11 protein-coding genes are annotated in these 22,987 nt (G+C 38.5%); 7 read left to right on the forward strand and 4 right to left on the reverse strand.

What is annotated here, in order from left to right; all coding sequences use genetic code 11:
* Positions 1 to 4: 4 nt before the first annotated feature.
* The 3 genes from ACJVDK_RS02585 to ACJVDK_RS02595 all read right to left on the reverse strand — a co-directional run bounded on the left by ACJVDK_RS02585 (position 5) and on the right by ACJVDK_RS02595 (position 7,344).
* Entirely contained in the window at positions 5 to 1,474 is a 1,470-nt protein-coding gene (locus ACJVDK_RS02585) for a RagB/SusD family nutrient uptake outer membrane protein (RefSeq protein ID WP_443938725.1), read from the reverse strand.
* Positions 1,475 to 1,484: 10 nt separating this feature from the next.
* Positions 1,485 to 4,565 (reverse strand): SusC/RagA family TonB-linked outer membrane protein, encoded by a 3,081-nt coding sequence (locus ACJVDK_RS02590; protein ID WP_443938726.1) that lies wholly within the window; start codon positions 4,563 to 4,565, stop codon positions 1,485 to 1,487.
* 376 nt (positions 4,566 to 4,941) lie between these two features.
* Positions 4,942 to 7,344 carry a glycoside hydrolase family 127 protein gene (locus ACJVDK_RS02595; protein WP_443938727.1) on the reverse strand — a complete coding sequence of 801 codons (2,403 nt, stop codon included), beginning with the start codon at positions 7,342 to 7,344 and terminating at the stop codon, positions 4,942 to 4,944.
* A gap of 409 nt (positions 7,345 to 7,753) precedes the next feature.
* Between ACJVDK_RS02595 and ACJVDK_RS02600 the strand changes: the two genes are divergently transcribed.
* From ACJVDK_RS02600 to ACJVDK_RS02620, 5 genes are all read left to right on the forward strand, one after another.
* The gene (locus ACJVDK_RS02600) at positions 7,754 to 9,145 is read left to right on the forward strand and encodes a glucuronyl esterase domain-containing protein (RefSeq protein WP_443938728.1); all 1,392 of its coding nucleotides are present in this window, start codon (positions 7,754 to 7,756) and stop codon (positions 9,143 to 9,145) included.
* A 158-nt stretch (positions 9,146 to 9,303) separates the two neighbouring features.
* Positions 9,304 to 10,599: an esterase-like activity of phytase family protein gene (locus ACJVDK_RS02605; protein ID WP_443938729.1), complete on the forward strand. Its 1,296-nt coding sequence runs from the start codon at positions 9,304 to 9,306 to the stop codon at positions 10,597 to 10,599.
* Between the two features lie 280 nt (positions 10,600 to 10,879).
* Positions 10,880 to 11,767 (forward strand): alpha/beta hydrolase, encoded by an 888-nt coding sequence (locus ACJVDK_RS02610; protein ID WP_443938730.1) that lies wholly within the window; start codon positions 10,880 to 10,882, stop codon positions 11,765 to 11,767.
* Between the two features lie 77 nt (positions 11,768 to 11,844).
* Complete coding sequence (locus ACJVDK_RS02615) at positions 11,845 to 13,398, forward strand: glycoside hydrolase family 43 protein (protein ID WP_443938731.1); 1,554 nt, start codon at positions 11,845 to 11,847, stop codon at positions 13,396 to 13,398.
* 220 nt (positions 13,399 to 13,618) lie between these two features.
* Positions 13,619 to 15,328 carry a glycoside hydrolase family 43 protein gene (locus ACJVDK_RS02620; RefSeq protein ID WP_443938732.1) on the forward strand — a complete coding sequence of 570 codons (1,710 nt, stop codon included), beginning with the start codon at positions 13,619 to 13,621 and terminating at the stop codon, positions 15,326 to 15,328.
* A gap of 634 nt (positions 15,329 to 15,962) precedes the next feature.
* On the opposite strand, the gene ACJVDK_RS02625 is transcribed toward ACJVDK_RS02620, so the two are convergent.
* Positions 15,963 to 17,057 carry an endo-1,4-beta-xylanase gene (locus ACJVDK_RS02625; protein WP_443938733.1) on the reverse strand — a complete coding sequence of 365 codons (1,095 nt, stop codon included), beginning with the start codon at positions 17,055 to 17,057 and terminating at the stop codon, positions 15,963 to 15,965.
* A 254-nt stretch (positions 17,058 to 17,311) separates the two neighbouring features.
* Between ACJVDK_RS02625 and ACJVDK_RS02630 the strand changes: the two genes are divergently transcribed.
* Together ACJVDK_RS02630 and ACJVDK_RS02635 are read left to right on the forward strand one after the other, a co-directional pair.
* Entirely contained in the window at positions 17,312 to 18,424 is a 1,113-nt protein-coding gene (locus tag ACJVDK_RS02630) for an endo-1,4-beta-xylanase (protein WP_443938734.1), read from the forward strand.
* A gap of 69 nt (positions 18,425 to 18,493) precedes the next feature.
* Positions 18,494 to 22,573 carry a hybrid sensor histidine kinase/response regulator transcription factor gene (locus ACJVDK_RS02635; protein WP_443938735.1) on the forward strand — a complete coding sequence of 1,360 codons (4,080 nt, stop codon included), beginning with the start codon at positions 18,494 to 18,496 and terminating at the stop codon, positions 22,571 to 22,573.
* Positions 22,574 to 22,987 lie beyond the last annotated feature (414 nt).

Raw genomic sequence — 22,987 nt, forward strand, 5'->3', positions numbered from 1 at the left:
GTCTTTACAGCCTAGAGCTCCAGAAAGGAGTTTGAGTTAATTTTTTGTTAATATTCATTAATGCAGGATCTAAAGGCCAGTAATATTTTCCAGCAGCAAAATCAGAGGCGTTCATTTTTTCAACCCCGAATTTTAGGATACCTGTTTTTTTGCCTAATCGTACTAAATCATAAAAGCGATGACCTTCCAGAAAAAGTTCTCTCCCTCTTTCATCAATGATACTTTCAAACAAGGCATCATTGGTTCCGGTGTAGGTGCCTAATCCGGCCAATGCACGAACTTCATTTAATGCGGTTTTAGCTTGATCAAATTGATTCAATGCCGCCAGTGCCTCGGCTTTTAGTAATTTTATATCGGCCAATCTAAAAATGATGATGTTATTTTTAGCCACAGGCGTGATTACATTTTGCCCGGTAACATAGGTTATGTTTGAATATTTGATACAGATTGGATCTGTTGAATTGGTTAATGCAAATGCAGTTGTATAACGCTTGTCGGCAGTATTGCTAAATAGGGTAGTGAGGGTATTGGTGTTTAATCCAAAAATAGCATTTCCAGTATTGGTTGTTAAATATGGATTTTTTAAGGTGTAATTTGCAATTCCACCCGTACTGCCTTCGTTCTCATCACTTTGTGCAATTTCAAAAATACCTTCGGTTGATTTTCCTTTATAAATAGAAAGATAATTATCTCTATTGACGTATTGATAAAAATTTTGCGAAATAATATTGTCGATTGTAAGATTGCAATTTTGGTAGTCGCCTTTCCAAGCATATACGTGTGCTAAAAGTGCATAAGCAGCACCTTTGTTTGCTCTTACCGCTCTATTTCCTGAATTGGAGTATTGCCAGGTAAGAAGGCCAATGGCTGTATTTAAATCGCTTATACATTGGGCTATTACTTCATCGGCTTTGCTTCTAGGAATATCAACCGCTTGTGTAATGTTTCCAGTTTCTGTAACCAATGGAACATCTCCCCAAATTCTGGTCATGTAAAAATAGTTGAAGGCTCTTAAGAAGTACGCTTCACCCAAATAGTTGTTTTTCACCGTTGTAGATGCGAATTTGTCGTCTGGAATCGTTGGGATGAATTTAATGCAACGATTCGCTTGATCAATAGCGCTGTAAAAAGTATCGTATCTTCTCATTTGCATCATTAGATCACCCGTTTCTGCAGCCGGAACCGAAATGGCCCATTCTATTCGGGCAATGTTGTCAAATCTATAAGAATTTGCCGAAGCAAACTCATCGGTTGGTAAATCGCCGTAGGCATAAAAAGCCAGTCCGTTAGATTTATTAAGTGTTTTTCTAATTAAAGCATAACCTGCGGCTACTGCTTTATCTGCGTCACTTTCATTTTTCCAGAAAGTAATATCGGTTGATACGCTAATGGGTTGCTGGTCTAAAAACTTTTTACAAGAGCTCACCAAACCAATCCCAATTGCGCAGCATATATAAAGTGTAAGTTTTTTCATGTTCGTAGGATTAAAAGGTTAAATCAAAGCCAAAGGTGTATTTTTTTGGAATTGGATAGTCGTTTCCTCCAGAATATCCATCAATACCCACGGCTTCTGGATCAGGAACGGTAGAGTTAGACCATACTTTAACATTGTCTAATACTCCATAAAAGCGAATCATTCGCATGCCGATTTTTTTGGTCAATCTTTCAGGAAGCATATATCCCAATCGGACATTTTTAATTCTGATAAAGCTGGCATCCTCAATGTACATACTTTGTCCAATATGCCATTTATCCACGTTATTGGTTATCAATCCTGGGTATTTGGCAATATCTCCGGGTTGCGACCAAAAATCAGCAACGTTGAAATTGGAAGCTGGTCCGGAACGTGGACCCCATAATAAATAGGGATTGTTTGTTCCTGCATCCTGAAGTTTATCTGAAAGATATCCATTGCGTAAACTACGACCATTGATAAAGGTAACCAACACATCTAGCGAAAATCCTTTGTATGAAAATGAGTTGTTCATACCACCGGTAATATCTGGGTTAGGGTTTCCATAGGAAATGTAATCGTTGTAATCGATGTTATAATCACCGTTTTGATCCACTCTGGCTGGGTCACCGGCACTGAACTGGTTGCCTCCAAATTGGGTAATTCTTCTACCTGTTTTCGGATCTACCGGAACATCTGCATCGGTTGAATAAATGCCGTTTACTTCCCATACTTTAAAAGTAAATAAAGGTTCGCCTACACTTAAAGTTTGTTGTAACCACGGTGGTCCAAAGGTGAAATCTCTTCCGCCGTTCGGAAGTTTAGTGATGTAGTTATCGTTATACGCAAAGTTAAAATTAGTGGTCCATTGAAGCTTAGAGTTTGGTCCTAAGTTTCGGGTAGTTAAATTAAACTCAATACCCGTGTTGCGTACATCTACATAATTGTTAGAGGTTAACGAATAACCGGTTGTGAGAGGTACAGTTACATCAAATACTTTGCTTTTAGAATCGCGAATGTAATAATCGGCGGTTATAGAGATTCTGTCTTTAAATAAACCTAAATCTACCCCTGCGTTAAACTGAGGACTTCTTTCCCAGCTAATAGAAGTTGAAGATGCTGGACTGTAGTAATCAGGATATAAAATTTGAGTCCCGTTATACGTTGTTTGTGCTCCGCCTTGGCCATTTCCAAGAACCGAAGTCGGATAATTCGCATTGGCAATTAAGGATTGATATTGTGCATAATACGCACCCGGATCGTTACCGGTAACACCATAACTTGCTCTGAATTTTAAATAATTAAGGGTGTTTTTTAGCGAACTGAAAAAATTCTCTTCCGAAACATTCCATCCGGCAGAAATAGAAGGGAATGAGCCCCAACGTTTATCGGCACTGTATCTTGAGGATGCATCGGCACGGTAAACGGCTTGAAGTAAGTATTTACCTTTATAATCGTATACAAAACTACCCATCCACGACAATCGTGAACGCTCTTGAATGGTATTAGAAGCATATAAGTTCGGTCCTGATGCCATACCTGCAACGGTTTTAACAGCATCCGCGTTTCCAATACTACTCGAATATGTGTTATTTGACACATTTTTCTCCATACCTTGTAACAATACAAAGTTGAAGTTATGACCGCTTTTTAGACTTTTTGCATAGTTAAGGGTGTTTTCAAGCTCCCAACGGTTGGTTTGATTAACCCATCCATAGGCTTCATTTTGTCCACTTCCACTTAATAAATTAGGTTTGAAATAACTTCTGGTATTGTTGTAAATGTTGTAAGAGATTGTACTTTTGAAATTTAAACCCGGAATAATAGTGTACTGGGCCATGGTGTTTCCGTTCAAACTTGTGGTTCTGTCGTCATCGCGGAGTTCATCGTATCGGCCCGTGTATAAGGCCTCTTCATCAGGACCTATTTTCCAAAACGAAGACGGGAAGCCCCAGGTTGTAAAAGGATATTTGTTTTGGTCACCCTGCCCGTGTTTGGCTTTAGTTAAACCTACAAATAAATTGGTTTGGACCAATAAATTTTTTGTTGGAGACACCTGTACAAATAAGCTTGGCGTTATACGGCTAATGTCGTACCCTTTCATTACGCCTTCTTCGTAGTATCTGTTGAATGAAAAACGGTATGAAAATTTTTCCGTAGCAGCCGCAACACTCGCATCTATGTTATTGATATTACCTGTTTGAAGGAATAAACCTTGCCAATCTGTATTGTTGTTAAAGGCTGTATTCAAACTATCGGTTAACATCATGTCTAGATTTCCTAAGCTGTTGTAAAGCGCATTGCCTCCGTAAAGAAGGTCCATTTTCAATCTTCTTTCTGCGGTACCTGTTTGAATTGGTTTTAAAGCCGGTTTGTTAGCAATACCGAAATAGCTCGAAATTCTAATTTGTGGCGGAGCACCTACTTGCGCACGTTTAGTTTTAACAATAATTACCCCATTTGCGGCGCGAGCACCGTATGCGGCAGAAGCAGAAGCATCTTTTAATACATCAACCGATTCAATATCATTTGGGTTAATGGCTTGTAAAGGGCTACTTCCGTAAGCAGAGCCGATATCATTAACGTCATAAATTACGCCATCAATTACGTATAAAGGTGAAGTCGATTGACCCAAGTTTACGTTACTTGCTCCACGAATGTTTACAATACTGTTTCCGCCAGGCTCGCCAGAAGTACTTAAAACGGTTAAACCTGCCACCCTACCTTGCAACATCGCATCGAAAGTGGAGTAGGGGGTGTTTTCAAAATCTTTCCCTTTTACAGATGCGATAGCTCCAGCGGTTTTTTTCCGTTGAATGTTCTGGTAACCAATGGCTACAACTTCATCCAAGGCACTGGCATCTTCATCTAATTGAACTGAAATAGTTGTTTTTCCACTCGCAGAAACTTCTTTACTCTTATAGCCTACAATGCTAATGCTTAGCATTGATGACCCTTCTCTTAATGTTAATGTGAAAACTCCCTGTTCATTTGTAGAGGTTCCGTTTGTGGTTCCTTTTTGTTTAACCGAGGCTCCTGGTATGGGCTGGTTTTTCCCATCGGTTACTTTCCCTGTAACACGGGTTTGCGCAAAGGTAAGAAATGGTATCATTAGTAACATAATGATAATCAGTTCTTTACTTCGCCTTTTGGTAAGGTTAGTAGTCATTGGTTTATTGATTAGTTTTTATTGTTGTATTAGCTTTTATAAATTTACTATTGTAAAATTTTGATTATACAGATGATTTTACCTAATTCAAATCGTTTTTTAACCAGTAAAATGTTTTAGCAAAATTTTATCATTCATTTTTTAATTCGAAGCAAATTTTTGCAAAGAATTATAGAACAGATTTGCATTTAAAATGCTAAATAGTGAAGCGACTGCTGTTTGGGATTTGGTTAGAAGATTTAAGCTTCAAGGTTTTGAAGAAAAAAAAATCCCTATCTCAACAGAATGAAATAGGGATGGGGTAGATGGATTTTTACGTTTATTTTATTGACCATTCATGTACACCTGTTGCATGTTCTGCAGGTAGTTGAATTTCCATTCGGATAGCAGAGGTGTTTATAGGTTTAAAGGTAACAACGTTAAATTTATCTTTGCTTATTTCATAAGGTGTAAGCGTTTCTACAGGAAGCCATTCTTCGCCCTTTTTATACAATAATTTATAAGAAGCAGGAATGCGGCAACCACCCCAAGGTCCATCATCGTACCAGTAAACTTTCGATTCGCTGATTGTTTGTGCCAAAGTGAAATCATATTGAATAAATTCCTTGGTGTTTTTAGCTGGCCACCAATGTAAATATGGGAAGTTCGTATCTTTAGAGTCGGCCGGTTCATATTGATCTTTTATAGCCGAAAACATTCTTTTGTTTCTTAGCGATGCAGAAACCGTACTTGTGCTAGCAATAGTTGGAGCAGGTTTAGGTTTTGCAGCAGATTCTTCATACGGTATCCAAACGGTCATTTCACTTGGGCCACGATTTGCCCAAGCATAATACGGAATGGCTTTTACATTTTGTTCTACGACTAAAAGCTGGTCGCTGTTTAATTGTCTTTTGGTGCTTTTCCCTTCGATATTAATAACACCTACGCCGTTTAAAAGATTTTTATCATAACTAGCGCTGGCTACAGCATTTTTATCCACCATGATATTTTGAACCAAACTATCTTTGTTATCAGGTCCTTCCAAACAATATACAATTGGTCCACGCTCCAATACAAATCGAGAAGCATCATCTTTTACCTGGCTATTGGCAATTACCTTTTCCGTTTCCATGGGAAGAATCAGGTTTATATGATCGCCTTTTTTCCATTTCTGTGATAAAACCGCATAGCCCTTATCAGTTGTATACGAAATTTTCTTGCCATTAATAGCGATAGAAATTGGTTCCTGTTTCTTGTCGATAAAAGAATAGAGGCTACCAGGAGAGGCTTCATCATTGGCCCATCCGGGTATTCTAATTTTTAAGGTAAAATTGGCTGTTTTTTCTGGATTTACAGCAATATCAACCGCCCCATTCCAAGGATAATCCGTTGTTTGGGTAATTTCTACAGGAGTAGCATCTAACACAACTTTACTGGTATTTCCCATAAATAGGTTTATATACAAGTCGTTTTTATTTTGAGCATACACGTATCCCGGTAGAGAAGGTAAGAAACGGGCCATGTTACTGATACAACAAGCGCAGCTTATCCATGCACTACGTTGGTGTTGAAACATAGAAGCCAATGGATTGGGATAAAAAAAGCGATCGCCGCTTAACGAAACCCCTGATAGGAGACCATTGTATAAGGTACGTTCCAATACATCAATGTATTTAGAATCTCCGTGCAAAAGAAACATTCTTTCATTCCAATACACATTACCGATGGCCGCACAGGTTTCGGCATAGGCCGACATATTGGGAAGCTGATACGCTTCACCAAAAGCCTCACCAGCACCCGTTGCGCCAATACCGCCCGTAATGTATAATTTTTTGTTTACCACATCTCCCCAGATTTCATCAATGGCAGCAAGGTATTTTGTATCTCCGGTAAGCGCAGCAATGTCGGCCATGCCGGTATACATATAGGCAGCTCTAACGGCGTGTCCCACTGCTTCATGCTGATCAACCACATGTTTGTGCGCTTGATTGTAGGGATCACCATTGGGCCCTCTCACATCAAGAAAAAATTTAGCGAGCGCTAGATATTTCTTATTTCCGGTGATGCGATATAGTTTAGAAAGGCCAATTTCAACGATTTGATGTCCCGGATAGGCTTCTATTTTACCAGGACCAAAAGTTTTTACCAATAGATCAGCATTTTTAATAGCAATGTTCAAAAATGTTTTTTTTCCGGTAGCCTGATAATGAGCAACTGCAGATTCATACAGATGCCCTGAATTATAGAGTTCATGACTTAAGATTTGTACCTTTTCCCAGCGTTTAGCGCCAATCCATTCGTGTGGTTTTTTGGCATTAACGGTTCTAAAGGTATACAGATAACCATCAGGTTCCTGTGCAGCGCCTATAATAGTAATGAGGGTATCAATATAGGCTTCGAGTTTTGGATTTTTTTTGTTTTGTATCGAATAAGAAGCTCCTTCAATTGCTTTATAGACATCCGTATCATCGAACGGAAATTCGCTCATTTTATCTCCACTTAATTTTTTTCCAGCCCTTAAAAAGTTGTCCATTCTTCCGTTTGCCTTGCATTGTGCAATTACATACGGGATGGTAACAGTTGCATTTACCTCCATTTTTGGTTGCCAAAAATTATCGTGTACATGAACCTTCGTAAATGCCACGGGCTGAATAGGGTAGTCTTGCTGTTGAGCGGAAGCAGAAAGGCCGAAGGCCAGTAACGCGCTGCAACTTATCCACCATTTGTTTATTTTTTCCTTCATTTTGGTTGGGTATTTTAATGCGATTTCAATTCGTTTTCGTCAACTCCTTCAAATCTTTTAACGGTTTACGCTATTTCAATGTGTCCAAGATAGGGCAAAGATTGACATAATTTTGAATGTTTATTGGCAAGTGATACTCATATTTTAACCTCCCATGCGCATAAAAAGATGGATTTTAAAGATTCTGTATTTTTTTTAACATCAGAGCGATAAAGCATGATGGGAAAAGCTAGCAAATGGATAATCCTCCTCAGCAAAAAAATAGAAAAATTAGACCTGTAACCCTTTTAAAACCTTCTAGTTTTTTCTTTTAAACATTCGATACACAATATTGCCGATTTATTCTAACTGAAAAGCGATGATTCATTTAATTTTAATTCTGAATGAGATTTTACTTAAATGCATTGAAATGATACGCTTAACGATCATAACGCGGAATAAAATAAAGAAATGGAGCCTATATGCTTTTCTGATCCCCTTTCTCACCTACGTTCAAACAGCAAAGGCTCAATTTGGGCTTTCAAAAGCAAAGCAAGACAGTATTTGGCGGATAACCCAGACGGATTACAAGAACATGCTTCAGCAGCTTGGCATTGCTTCCATACGTCCTGGTCCTTCAGGAAATCCAAACGATGCCAATGCTGCCAATACCGATGAAACGAAAGTAGATTCAGAAATGAAACTGCCCGATCCACTCAGGCTTACGAATGGCAAGAAAGTAGCGGATGCTAAAACATGGTGGAAGCGGCGAAGACCTGAAATTGTGGAGTATTACGACAAAGAAGTTTATGGGAGAGTACCCAAAATGACGCCAAAAGTACGTTGGGAAATTATTAGCATTAAAGATACCAGCTATGGAACCATCAAAGCGGTCGAAAAATCGTTGCTCGGGCATGTCGATAATTCCATCTATCCTGATATCGAGGTAAACATCCAACTTACACTAACACTACCGAAGGTACATGAAAAATTGGTTCCGGTTATAACAGAGTTTGGCTTTGTTTTTCCGAAGGGATTTAAAGTACCTGAAAATATGCAACCGAAAGGGAAAGCTTGGCAAGAGCAGTTATTGGAGCAAGGTTGGGGATTTGCCGTTCTAGTTCCAACAAGTTACCAAGCCGATAATGGAGCAGGTTTATCGCAAGGAATAATAGGCTTGTGCAATAAAGGAGCTTTTCGGAAATCCGACGATTGGGGAGCATTACGGGCATGGGCTTGGGGTGCCAGTAGAGCCATCGATTATTATGAAACAGATAAAGAGGTGGATGCAAAGAAACTGTGTATTGAAGGCTTATCGCGCTACGGAAAGGCAGCGTTGGTAGCTATGGCGTATGAACCCCGCTTCTCAATGGGCTTTATTGGTTCATCGGGCAATGGTGGTACAAAAATAATGCGTCGCCAATTTGGCGAACAAATCGAAAATTTAGCTTCATCGGGCGGCTACCATTGGTTTGCAGGAAATTTTATTAAATATGCTGGACCATTAGGCGCGAATGATTTGCCAGTAGATGCGCATGAATTGGTAGCGCTTTGCGCTCCTCGACCTGTATTTATTGGCTCAGGTTCGCCGCAGGTAGAAGGACAGTGGGTGGATGCGAAAGGTATGTTTTTAGGTGGTGCGTATGCTGCACCTGTATACGAATTACTGGGTAAAAAAGGATACGGAACAATGGAAATGCCCCCACAGGAAACAGGATTGCTAAGCGGTGAGATAGCGTTTAGGCAACATGCGGGAGGGCATACCAATGGCCCAAATTGGCCGTATTTTATTCAATGGGCAAGACGGTATTTTGATGAATAATCATCGTTCTAATCTATTTTAATTAAAGTGGGTTTTGGGTTAGGATGAAAATGTGAATACGAATTTTTACAAGATGTAGCAGGAATTGTTCTATCATTAACGTATACTTTACATGGGTAAACGTGATTTGTGTTTTTAACTTTCTCTTAACTAAAAACATGAAAAAAGAATTACTAGTACTCAGTTTTGCTTTAACACTTGGCATGCTTGGTTGTAAAAAAGGTGATGATACCAACACCACAGAAATTACTTATCCGGATATGGCTGAAGCGGTAGACCCCAAAATTTTATTTACAACGGCAAACAATGTAAATGTTTACAACGGTGGTTTTGGATCGGCGATTGCTACAGACCCGAGCGATCCTGCAGTTTTTTATTTATTGACCGATAGAGGGTCAAATGTAGCTGGTCAAATTGCCAATTCAATTATTATCGGAAAACCAGATTTTACACCTCAAATCGGAAAATTTAGATTGAAAGATGGAAAATTAGTGTTAGAACAAACCATCGAATTGAAAAACGCAAATGGTGGAAAATTAAACGGCGTGCCGAATCCTATAGGAATGGGCGCTTCTGGTGAAACAGCCTACGATTTAACCGGACAAACAATTACACCAAGCGCAGATGGAATTGATTCAGAAGGTTTAGTAAGAGCAAGTGACGGTAGTTTTTGGATTAGCGACGAATACGGACCACATATTGCACATTTTGATGCTTCAGGAAAGACAATTGAGCGCATTAATCCTTTTGGAACCGGTACCGGAGGCAGGAAAATTCCGGCTGTTTTTGCCAACAGACGTGCAAATCGTGGAATGGAAGGCTTAGCCATTACACCCGATGGGAAAACCTTGGTAGGGATGATGCAATCGCCCATGTATAATCCATCAAAAACTGCAGTAGCAAATTCTGTTGTTCTGCGAATTTTAACGTTTGATATCGCAACGGGAGCCACCAAACAATATGCCTATTTAATGGATAATACCACTTTGACAGGGGTAAGCGATATTGTAGCCGTAAATGCTACAACCTTTTTAACCATCGAAAGAGACGGGCTTTTCGGAGGAGATACGACCAATCCGGCAACATTTAAAAAAGTTTTCAAAATTGATATTAGTGCCGCTACCGATATTTCGGATGCCGCTAACGGAGCAACAGGAAAACTGTATAGTGGCAAAACCGTCGAAGAACTTAATAATTTGGCGGGACTAACAGCAGCAGGCATTACACCTGTAACCAAAACGCAAGTATTGGATCTCTTGAAAGATTTGCCAACGGTATATCCACACGATAAAGCAGAAGGATTGGCTTTAATAGGCGGCAATATTTTGGCAATTTCTAATGATGATGATTTCGGTGTAGTGGATAACGGAGCGAGTGGTTTTAATACGAAAATATTACCATTAACAAAAGCAGTTGATAAAAACCGCATTTATTTCGTGAAGATAAAACTTTAATAAAATGCTATAAACCTGCTTGCTTAATCTCAGGCAAGTGTTAGGATTAAAAGAGGAGAAAGTTTACTTGGCCTTCATGGTCGAAACTAACCTTTCTCCTCTTTTTTATGATCTTTTTTCCGTGTCCTATATCCATTGCTTATTCAGCTATCGAGGTGTAATGCTGAACATATTTAGCAGGAAATTATTCATCTGTCCCCTTTAAAATTGAATTCCATTTCTACCTTTAATTTTAATTTGTGAAGCAGCACAAAGAAAACTAACCAGATAATCCCCTAATATGAATAAGAATGTTTTTAAAAAATGTACAGGTTTAACGCTGGCATTCTTTTTACAGATTTTTGTTACCCAAGCTCAAGAAATTATTACCCATGCAAAAGAAGGTTTTGATGTAGCACAAACTTCCATCGCTCATGGAAAAATTGATAGCATTTCGTATCCCTCAAGCACCATAGGGACCAATAGACAAGCCACCATTTATACACCTCCTGGCTATTCTAAAAACAAAAAGTACCCGGTTTTATATCTTTTACACGGTATTGGCGGCGATGAAAAGGAATGGCTCAATGGTGGAAAACCACAGGTAATTCTCGATAATTTATACGCCGAAAAGAAATTAGTTCCGATGATTGTGGTGATGCCAAATGGACGCGCCATGAAAGATGACAGCGCTACCGGAAATATAATGGCGCCGGATAAAGTGCAGGCATTTGCCACTTTTGAACAGGATTTATTAACAGATCTCATCCCTTTTATTGAAAAAAAATATCCGGTTAAGACCAGCCGTGAAAATCGCGCACTCGCAGGGCTTTCGATGGGAGGCGGTCAATCGTTAAATTTTGGCTTAGGAAACTTAGATAAATTTGCTTGGGTGGGAGGCTTTTCTTCAGCCCCAAATACCAAAGCTCCTGAAGTTTTAATTCCAGATCCTGACAAAGCAAAAAAAGAGCTAAAACTTTTATGGATTTCGTGCGGAGACAACGATCGGTTGATTACCTTCAGTACACGCATGCACACGTATCTTATGGAGCATAACGTTCCGCATATCTACTACATTGAGCCAGGTGTGCACGACTTTAAAGTATGGAAAAATGGCCTGTACATGTTTTCGCAGTTGTTGTTTAAACCCATTGATAGCAGTACCTTTTCGAAGTATACCTATCCATAATACCGCATTGGCGGGATAAAAATAGACTGTTAAACAATGATTTATTCGGACTTAGATAAAACGATAATTTTTTTTTGATGAAAATATATACAACAAAGATATTTGCGACTTTTCTTTTAGTGGTGTCAACCTGTTATTTACAAGTACAAGCACAAGTTGTTCAAAGTGATAATGGTAACGGCACGTATACAAATCCGGTTATTGCGGCCGATTTTCCAGACCCTGATGTCGTCCGGGTTGGAGATACCTATTACATGATCAGTACCAGCATGTTTGTTTTTCCGGGTGTAACCCTCTTAAAATCCAAAGATTTGGTAAACTGGGAATATTGTAGCCACGCGGTTCAGAATTTTCCATACGATAAGGCCTATAATTTAGAAGGCGGTCATCGGTATGGAAAGGGGCAATGGGCAACCAGCATGAAATACCACAAAGGAAAATTTTATCTCCTGTTTATCACACTGAACGAAGGTGGCTTTATTTGCAGCGCAGATAAAGCCGAAGGGCCTTGGAAAATCACCCGCCTGCCAAAAGGATTCTATGATCCTGGACTTTTTTTTGACGAGGATGGGCGTATCTATGTGGCACATGGTTATGGGAAAATATTAATGACTGAATTAAATGAAGATTTTTCGCCGAAATCTGCTGATAGTTTGGTTTTTACAGGGGATATTAAAGGAGGCTTGGAAGGTACGCACGTGTATAAAATAAATGGATACTATTATTTATACTGTACCTATGGTGGCTTAAATGGTATTCAGGTTGCTTTGAGATCAAAGCATATTTATGGCCCGTACGAACAAAAAGTGGTTATTCACGATGAAACACCGGGGATTCATTTTGGGATTCATCAGGGAGCATTAATTGAAACACAAAAAGCAGAATGGTGGACTATTTTATTTGTGGATAGAGGTCCTTTTGGGCGTTTACCTTCCCTTCAACCCGTTACCTGGCAAGATGGCTGGCCAATGGTAGGTGTTAACGGAAAGGCGGTTAGCACCTATAAAAAACCGAATGTTGGTGCGAATTATCCTATCAAAGTACTGCCAAGTTCCGATGAATTCAATACAGGGAAATTGGGCATGCAATGGGGCTGGAATCACAATCCTGATGCATCTAAATGGTCTTTAACATCCAAAAAAGGTTTTTTAAAATTAAGTACTGCTTCGATCGCCCAAAATTTAAAGGAAGCAAGAAACACCCTCACACAACGGCCTTTTGTTAAACACGATTTGGATAATCCGAGTGTAGCGATAACAAAAATTGTTTTAGACGATATGAAAGATGGCGATGTTGCTGGATTGACTGTTTTCCAAGATCCATATGCTTTTATTGGTGTTACACAACAAGGAAAAGATGCATATATTTTAATGGTTAACAATGGATTAATCGTTGATTCCGTTAAAATGGAACCGAAAAAAACACTTTATCTTAAAACCATTGCATCTAATAAAACAAAAAATGCCAGTTTCTACTATAGTTACGATGGCGAAAAGTTTAGTCCGCTCGGTAACGAATTAAAAATGCAATTTAGTTTAAGTGTTTTTACAGGAAATAAATTTGGCTTGTTCAATTATGCAACAAAACAACTGGGAGGGACGGTCAGTTTTGATTGGTTTAGGGTGAATTAAAGGCTTTTTTATGTTTTTACGACAGCGTAAGCGCCTAAAATTTAACTAAACTTTTGCTCATTTTAAACAAGTACTAAACATTTATCGCATATAATTTAACATGAAGACACGCCTAATTCATTAGCACAATGCATTTTTGTTAGCTAACCAAAATCTAAAAATACGAATAGAAAGAAGGTTTTGAATAGAAAAGTAAACAACCTTAAAAAATCAACAATCAATGAAAAAAATATGGCTATATACCTTAAGTATGACTCTCTTGGGGATGTCAAATCTTTATGGTCAAACGAAGAAGCAAAATTATCCAGTATTTAACGAAGCTATTTATAAAGGAGAGGATGAGGTTTACAAAAATATTCCATTAAAGGAAAATGAGTTTTACAATCCAATTTTACAAGGGTGTTATCCCGATCCAGCAATCACACGCAAAGGCGATGATTTTTACATGGTATGTTCCTCTTTTGCCATGTTTCCGGGTGTGCCTATATTTCATTCAAAAGATTTGGTGAATTGGAAACAAATTGGCCATGTTTTAGACCGTACTTCGCAATTGGATGTGCACGATACCGGAATTAGTGCAGGTGTGTATGCACCTGGAATTACCTACAATCCGAATAATGATACGTTTTACATGATTACCACTGCTTTCGCCGGTGGATTGGGCAATTTTATCGTGAAAACGAAAGATCCATTTAAAGGCTGGAGTGAACCCATAAAATTGAACTTTGCCGGTATTGATCCTTGTATCTTTTTTGACGATAACGGTAAAGCTTATGTCGTGCACAACGATGCTCCTGATAAAGATAAGGAATTGTATAATGGACACCGCGTAATTAAAGTTTGGGAATACGATGTTGCCAACGATAAAATTATTCCGGGTTCGGATCAAATAATTGTAAATGGTGGGGTTGATTTATCTAAGCGACCGATATGGATTGAAGCACCACACTTGTACAAAAAAGGCGGAAAATATTATTTAATGTGCGCCGAAGGGGGAACCGGTGATTGGCATAGTGAAGTGATTTTCATGAGTGATAATCCGAAAGGACCTTTTATCCCAGCAGGAAACAATCCAATTCTTTCGCAAAGATATTTGAATCTGAAAAGAAAAAATCGGGTAGATTGGGCCGGACATGCGGATTTAGTTTTAGGTCCTGATAATAAATATTATGGCGTTTTTTTAGGGGTGCGCCCAAATGAAACAGGCAGGGTTAATACCGGCAGAGAAACCTTTATTTTGCCGGTAGATTGGTCTGGAACATTTCCGATTTTTGAAAATGGTTTAATTCCAATTGAACCTAAACTCAAAACACCAAATGGTGTAATCAATAAAACGGCGGAAGCAGGCTATTTTCCCAATGGAAATTTTGAATTTGTCGAATCTTTTAACAATTCGCAATTGGATTACCGTTGGATTGGTTTACGTGGACCACGCGAAGCGTTTATTCATCAGCTAAAAAAAGGTTTAACGTTGAAACCGTTTGAAGCCAATATGAATGATTTAAAGCCCACTTCCACGCTGTTTTATCGTCAGCAACACAACCGTTTTGTGTTTAGCACAAGCTTAACTTATGCACCATCTTCTAATAAGGAATTGGCAGGGATTACCTGCGTTCAAAATGAACGATTTAACTATGTTTTTGGATTAACTTCGGATGGGAAAGATTCTTACCTCGTTCTTCAACGGACAGAAAAAGAGAAGCGTAGTTTGTTAGCCAGTAAGAAAATAGTGTTGAAGGGAAGCTTGAAATTACAGGTAAAGGCAAGTGGCGATCAATATACTTTTAGCTACGCCGAGCCAAATGGCCAATGGACTGTTTTAGGAACTGAAGTATCAGGCGATATTTTATCCACCGATGTTGCTGGTGGGTTTACCGGGACATTGCTAGGGTTATATGCCACCTCTGGTAATAATATTGAAATTAAATAGGTTTTTAACAGGAATATCGCTCTTGCGAGGCACGAAGCAATCTTACTTTGGGAAATAGATTGCTTCGCTGCTTGCATTTTTTTGCTGCGTTAGCAAAAATTCTGCGCGCTTTGTGGTAAAAACATTGTATTCTTTCGCGCTGCTTATCCCCAGGTTTTCGAACCTCCGACTTTCTGACTTCCGAGTTTCCCTTGCTTGCCTCTTGCCGGCAGGGCATTTACTTTTTTGGGTCAAAAGTAACCAAAAGCCTTTGTCGATCCGGCTAGGCAGCTTTGCCCGCAAGGCCATTACACAAAACAAAAACACACTCGCTGGTTTTGTGGGGATTGGTTTTTTAATCCATATTAATTGTAACCACAAAACTAAATAGAACAATGCTCGGTGCTGCACATTTGAACGTTTCTGCTACTGTTTTTGTTTTCTCCCGCTGCTTGGGGTGTATCCCGAGCATTCGGGATCGACGGGCGTTCTTCGGTTTCTGACTGCAATTTTGAACGTTTGTTTTACTAGCATGTTGCTCAAAAAAGTAAATTTTTTACTTCCGAAGTAACTTTTTGTAGCTCTGAAGAGCAATTTAGTCTTTCTACTATCTGACTTTCCGACTTTGGGACCGCCGACTTTCCCGACTATACTATTAAAACTTCACTACCTCCCAATACGCCTTTTTGGGAGCTAAATTCTCATCAAAAAGCAAAGGAAAATTTTTCTTTCCTCGATTATCTAACCAAGAGTATTTATCCGAAACATTCCAAAATGTTACCCCTGTAATTTTCTTTTTATTTTTTCGGAACACCTCAAAGATCATCTTGTATTTGGCACGTTGTAAATCTTCCATTTCAGTTGTGAATGTTGCTTTCTCTTCCGCATTTTTATCTTTTGAAATTTGTCCACCTTGTCTGCCGGCATAAACCGATACATCTAATTCCGTAATCTGAATTTGTAAGCCAAGCGATGAAAATAGCTGAATAGATTTATCAAGTTCTTCCGCACTCGGATTATTTATCGACCAGTGTCCTTGTAACCCAATGCCATGAATGGGAACTCCTTTTGCCAAAAGATTTTTAAGCATTTGAGCTATTTTTTCCCTTTTGGCTGGAATCTCCGTGTTATAATCATTGTAAAATAGCAAGGCTTTGGGATCTGCTTTATGCGCGTATTCAAAAGCTTTTTCGATGAATTCATCACCAGCAATTTCATACCATTTGGTTTTTCTATAAAAAGTAGCGTCATCCGCAATAACCTCGTTCACAACGTCCCAAGCATAAACTTTGCCCTTGTAACGACTCACTACGGTAGTTATGTGCTTTTCTAAGCGTTTTAGCAAGGTGTCTTTGCTTACATTTTTACCATCGCTATTCACAAACATCCACTCCGGAGCTTGCGTATGCCAACAAAGTGTATGTCCGCGTACTTTCATTTTATTGCGGATGCCGAAATTCACAATGGAATCGGCATAATGCCAAAAGAACTTATCTTGCCTTGGTTGGATACTCACCATTTTCATGGCATTTTCTGCTGTTAGGCTGTTGAATTGTGTTTTGATAAACGTCGCCTCGGCGCCGGATAAATCACTCGGACGAACCGCTACACCTATGGGGAAGTATTTTTTGTAGTAGTCTTTTAATCCCTCTTGCGCATGAACTTCACTTAACTGAAGAAAAGCACACATAAAGAATACTTTGAAAGATGCCTGAAATGTTCTGTGCGAAAATATGGTTGTTGGTATCATGAAAATGTTTTTTACAAAAATATTTTCAACGCGGTTCTTAGAATCACTTTAATTACAATAATCATAGAACATTTGTTCATCACCTGAGCGAAAAATTAGTTTTTGAGGACGTTTTTTAACGATATCCTCATTTTTTGAACATTTGTACTACTAAATATCGACAATTAAGATGTTGCAAGAAAGACTACTTCTATACTTTAGTAAAACGCTAGACCTGTATAAGTTTAGCACTAACCAAATAACCTTACATTCTTATGCATACCAAGCCGAATAAAACTGCTCTTAAATTTTTTGTGTTGGCAATTGCCGGTACGCTGATATATGCCTGCGCGACACAAAACAAGCAAAATAAAACTTCAGATAAAGGATTAAAAGATTACTACAGTAGTTGTTTTCCGATGGGGGTTGCAGTAAATGCGAGTGATATAAGAGGAGAGAAGGCCGATTTTATAGTAAAGAATTATGAAAGTGTTACGCCCGAAAATGCCATGAAAATGGGCCCCATTCATCCTCTTAAAAATAAATACAACTTTAAAGACGCCGATTCTATTGTGGCATTTGCTGTAAAAAATGGACTTAAAGTGCGCGGACATGCTTTATGCTGGCACGAACAAACACCTGATTGGTTATTTAAAGATTCTTTAAATCAAGATGTGACCAAAACAGAATTATTGTCTCGACTAAAAGACCACATTTTTACTGTCGTAAAAAGATACAAAGGAAAAATTTATGCCTGGGATGTGGTAAATGAAGCCATTGATGATGATAGCACGAAGTTTTTAAGGAACTCTAAATGGTTTCAGATTTGTGGCGAGGATTTTATTTTTAAAGCATTTGAATATGCACACGAAGCAGATCCGCAGGCAAAATTGTTTTACAACGACTACAATGTGGTTCGGCCCGAAAAGCGCGAAAGGGTTGCTAAATTATTGAAAAAATTGCTGGATGCTAAAATCCCGATTAACGGTGTTGGTATGCAAGGTCATTGGTCAATTTTTGAGCCTTCAGAAGCAGATTTAAAAAAAGCCATTGAGCAGTTTTCTGCTTTAGAACTAGAGGTGCAAATTACCGAATTAGATATTTCCATTTATGCCTGGGAAAAGGAAAGAAGAGCGCGTAAGGAAGGCGAGTCAGATGCATTTATACCAGCGCTAGAACAAAAACAGGCTGATAAATATAAAATGGTTTTTGATGTGCTGAGAGCGAATAAGAAAAATGTAAGTGGCGTTACCTTTTGGAATCTATCCGATGGTTACAGTTGGCTAGATTTTTATCCCGTTCCCGGAAGAAAAAATTATCCGCTATTGTTTGATGCTAAATTACAACCAAAGAAGGCTTTTTGGGAGGTGGTTAATTTCAAAAACTAAACGAAATTTAACAAAATAGGATTATCTTAACTTTTTTAAAACGCAATCTCCCCAAATATTCTTCATTCTATGAGCAGATTCTTTCTGAAATATCTATTTCAGTTATGTATAATTTTTATCCCTTGTGTGGTATTTGCGCAAGGCCGCGATTTAAATTTTATTAATTTAAGTACAAAAGAGGGCTTATCATCAAATGTTGTAAATACCATTGTGAAAGATCATTTGGGTTTTATGTGGTTTGGAACAAATGATGGCTTAAACCGATACGACGGACAGAAATTTATTGTTTACCGACATAAATCTGACGACGAAAAAAGTATTCCATCTAGCGAAGTTTTAGATATTTTCGAGGATAAAACAGGCGATTTGTGGCTGGCAACGGGTGCCGGTCTTGTTTTTTATGATCGCAAAAGGGATTCTTTCAAACAGTATAAAGAAACACAATATATGAATATTACCGCTATTTGTGAAGATCAAGATCATCATATATGGGCTTCACATTACGGCGGCATAGTACTATTAAATAGGCGTACCCAGAAAGTTAGCCAATTGCAACTGCCTTTGAAAAAAGATTTGCAGGTGGTGCAAAAAACGGTGACCGATCTGTTTGTTGATAGCAAAAATCGAATTTGGTTAGGCACTCCATTTGGTTTATTTCTTTATCAACATCAAAATAAAACGTTGAAACAATTTGGGCATGATCCAAAAAATCCAACGTCCTTACCATCAAACGATGTAGAAACGATTGCAGATGATAAACAGGGCAATATTTGGATTGGAACAGACAAAGGTTTAAGTATGTTAATGCCCAATGAAACGGGCTTCATCAACAGTTTTCATAAAACAGATGATCCTAATTCGCTAAGCAGCAATATTGTGTATACCATTGCGGCCGATACCGAAGGAAAACTATGGATTGGAACGGAGGATGGATTGAATATTCTGGAGCCATTAAAAGGCAAAATAACCCGGATTGAACAGAAAAGTAGGAATCGATATAGCTTGGTCGGAAAATCGGTCAAGTACATTTATATTGACGCAAACGGTAGTTCATGGGTGTCAACGTTTAGAGGGGGCGTGAATAAGTATGATAAAAATCTGCCATTTTTTAACTTACGGGAAAGTAATCGATTTGATCCGTTTGGATTAAGCGCAGCCATGGTAACTTCTTTTGCCCCGGCAAATGATGGAAATGTTTTCATAGGCACCGACGGTGGAGGACTAAATTTGTTCAATCCCAACAGCGATCGTTTTAGCCATACGGCGATTTCTTGTGCACCAAATTCTTCTAAACTTTCGATTCTGGCGCTGTGTAGAAGAGAACGTGAGCTTTGGATTGGTACGTATTTAAGCGGTATTTATGTGCTAAACACCGAAAATGGTGCCTGTAGAACGTATAACACCTCCTCGGGCTTAAGTAGCAACAATATTTTTTGTTTGAAAGTGGATTCAAGAGGCAATGTTTGGATTGGTACCAACGGGCAAGGTGTTGATTGCTATCATCCAGAAAGCAATAGTTTCGTGAATTACAGCACACAAAAAACGGGGCCTTTTAAACTTCCCATTAATGGTTTTATACGTGCTTTTGAAGAAGATCAGGAAGGCAATATTTGGATTGGTTGTAATGGTGCTGGTTTAACTATTTACAATCCTTTAACCAAAACTTTTAAATGGATTAGTAAAGCGAATAGTGATTTGCCAATCGATAATATCATGACCCTCTCGCTCTTAAAAAATGGAAACATGGCCATTGGGACTGCAGGAGGAGGTATGGTTATTTTTGATACGGAAACGAATAAAATGACCACTATTTCTGAAAAAGATGGACTTGCGAATGGAATGATCGAGAAAATTATTGAAGATGGAAATCAAAAATTGTGGCTGAGTACCAACAAAGGTTTAAGCAGTTACGATCAAGCCAGCAAAAAGATAAAAAATTATGGTCACAACAACGGCATTCAAGAAAGCCCTTTTGTCTCTGGTTCGGGTATAAAATTGGCGAATGGTAACGTGTTTTTTGGCGGAACCGATGGTTTTAATTTTTTTAATCCACAACTGTTAAATAGCAACAAAGGGCAGCCAAAAGTGGTTCTAACCGAGCTAAAAGTGTCTTATCAAACGGTAAAACCAGCGGAAGATGCACCAATTCAAGAAGAAATTTCCATAGCTCAAGAAATCAATATCGATTACAAGCAAAGCTTTTCGATCAGTTTCATGGCCTTAAATTACGCATCGCCTGAAGAAACACGCTATTACTATAAACTGGAAAATTTTGATAAAGATTGGAACAGCGTAGGCGAAAGTACCTCAGCAGGATATACCAACTTAGATCCCGGAACTTATGTTTTTAAGGTAAAAGCCATGAGCGATGCCGGAGAATGGACCAGTGACGAGCGCTCAATCAAAATTATTGTGCATCCTCCTTTTTGGCGTACCTATGCGGCGTATTGTTTATATGCATTGTTCATTATCGGAATTTTATTGTTCATCAGACGACGGGGAATCCAAAAATTAAAAGCAGATTTTCTTTTGCAACAAGAGCGTAGAGATGTACAACAGCTGATCGAACAGGAGCGTAGAGAAGCAGAAAGAGCGCAAGAATTTAATCAAATGAGGATTAAATTTTTAACCAATGTGAGTCACGAATTTAGAACACCTATTTCGCTTATCATGGGACCGGTTGAACAATTGTTGCAGCAGGAAACGAGCGCTGCTAAAAATCAACAATTAAACATGGTTCGTCGAAATGCCCGTCGACTGCTTAATTTGGTAAATCAACTACTCGATTTTAGAAACATTAAAGAACAAGAACAAAAATTACAATGCAGCGAAGCTGATTTTGTAGCCTTTTCTAAAGACGTAGCAGATTCATTTAAAGATTTAGCCGAGCGCAAAGGAATCACGTTTAGTTTTAGTAGTTCCTTGGCACATTATTTTACCTCTTTTGATCAGGATAAAATAGAACGGATATTTTTTAACCTCTTGTCGAATGCCTTTAAATTTACACCTGAAGGCGGAGAAATACGTTTTAGCATTGCTGCGAGCAATACGAATAAACAAGGGCTTGTAGTAGAAATTTCTGATACTGGAATAGGGATGTCGGAACAGGAAATCGATAAAATTTTTGATCGCTTTTATCAAGCGAGTTCTCATCCAACAGTGTTAAATCAAGGCAGCGGAATAGGCTTGTCTATAGCCAAAGAATTTGTTCGACTTCATGGAGGCACCATTGAAGTAGAAAGCATTGCCAACAAAGGCTCCGTTTTTACCATCAATTTTCCTTTCCAAAGTATTCTCGACGTTTCATTACAAGAAGAAGAAGTTTTGGAGGAAATAGAAGAACCTGAATTGATGGAAACGGGTCTTTCTTCGGGCGATTCGACTTTACCTGTAATTTTGCTGGTAGAGGACAACGAAGATTTTAGATTCTATCTGAAAGATAATTTAAAGACCTTTTATCGTGTAACGGAGGCGAGTAACGGAAAAGATGGTTGGCAAAAAGTACTGGCAAGTCACCCGCAGTTGGTGGTTTCTGATATTAGTATGCCACAAGTAAGTGGGATAGAATTGTGTAAGAAAATAAGGTCTGATAAAAGAACCAATCATATTCCGGTAATCTTATTGACGGCCCTTACAGGTGAAGAAAATCAACTGCAAGGCTTGGAAATAGGTGCCAGTGATTACATGACCAAGCCCTTTAATTTTGAAATTTTGCACGTTAAAATCCGAAACCTGCTGAAGTTAAACGAACAACTGAAGGATACTTACTCAAAACAATTAAAGGTGCAAGCTCCCAATATTGCGGTAGAATCGGAGAACGAGAAATTGCTCGCTAAAACGTTGGGTTTCATTGAAGCTAATTTAAACAACTCTAAACTTTCCGTGGAAGAATTGAGTCGCCATGTTGGCATGAGCAGAGGCTCACTGTATTCAAAGATTTTGCAAATTACCGGAGAAACCCCTGTCGAATTTATTCGGTCCGTGAAATTGGATAAAGCAGCAGCTTTATTAGAAAAAAGTGATTTGAATGTAGCACAAGTTTGCTATTCGGTTGGCTTTGCTACACCAAATTATTTTGCACGCGCATTCAAAGCTAGATTCAATATGTTGCCATCGGAGTACATTCAACTTAAACGGATAGAAAAATAGTATAAAATTGACGATTGTCAAGTTTATGCAAAACGCTTTTAATTCCATTGTTTGACGAATGATACCGTTGTTTGTCGAAAAAAATCCACAGAAATCACGTGTGTTTTTTTTGGTTAATTATTTGTTTTTGAGGTGTTTAGTGTGATTTGAACAAAAGCGGCATCAATTTGAACAATTGTGACATGCAAAAAAGTTCGGTCATGATAGATTAGCTTTTGAAAATTATCTAACCAAAAGCCTACTGTTCTAACCGGTAGGATTTTTTTAACCAAACTATGAGCCAATGAACAAAAATTCTACAATTTTTTTCTTAGCGCTGTTTTCTACTATCGAACGCGCAAGAAGCAAGGTTTTATCTCACTTTGTGAAAGAACAAGAAATGCAGGTCCTGCAAATCTTAATTCCCAAAACTAT

The sequence above is a fragment of the Pedobacter paludisoli genome (assembly GCF_052344095.1).
GTDB lineage: Bacteria > Bacteroidota > Bacteroidia > Sphingobacteriales > Sphingobacteriaceae > Pedobacter.

Excerpts from the sequence above, each read along its gene's own strand:
- ACJVDK_RS02595 (WP_443938727.1), bottom strand. The coding sequence starts at position 7,344 with ATGAAGGAAAAAATAAACAAATGGTGGATAAGTTGCAGCGCGTTACTG.
- ACJVDK_RS02600 (WP_443938728.1), top strand. The coding sequence starts at position 7,754 with ATGATACGCTTAACGATCATAACGCGGAATAAAATAAAGAAATGGAGC.
- ACJVDK_RS02620 (WP_443938732.1), top strand. The coding sequence starts at position 13,619 with ATGAAAAAAATATGGCTATATACCTTAAGTATGACTCTCTTGGGGATG.
- ACJVDK_RS02585 (WP_443938725.1), bottom strand. The coding sequence starts at position 1,474 with ATGAAAAAACTTACACTTTATATATGCTGCGCAATTGGGATTGGTTTG.
- ACJVDK_RS02615 (WP_443938731.1), top strand. The coding sequence starts at position 11,845 with ATGAAAATATATACAACAAAGATATTTGCGACTTTTCTTTTAGTGGTG.
- ACJVDK_RS02630 (WP_443938734.1), top strand. The coding sequence starts at position 17,312 with ATGCATACCAAGCCGAATAAAACTGCTCTTAAATTTTTTGTGTTGGCA.
- ACJVDK_RS02635 (WP_443938735.1), top strand. The coding sequence starts at position 18,494 with ATGAGCAGATTCTTTCTGAAATATCTATTTCAGTTATGTATAATTTTT.
- ACJVDK_RS02625 (WP_443938733.1), bottom strand. The coding sequence starts at position 17,057 with ATGATACCAACAACCATATTTTCGCACAGAACATTTCAGGCATCTTTC.
- ACJVDK_RS02610 (WP_443938730.1), top strand. The coding sequence starts at position 10,880 with ATGAATAAGAATGTTTTTAAAAAATGTACAGGTTTAACGCTGGCATTC.
- ACJVDK_RS02605 (WP_443938729.1), top strand. The coding sequence starts at position 9,304 with ATGAAAAAAGAATTACTAGTACTCAGTTTTGCTTTAACACTTGGCATG.
- ACJVDK_RS02590 (WP_443938726.1), bottom strand. The coding sequence starts at position 4,565 with ATGATACCATTTCTTACCTTTGCGCAAACCCGTGTTACAGGGAAAGTA.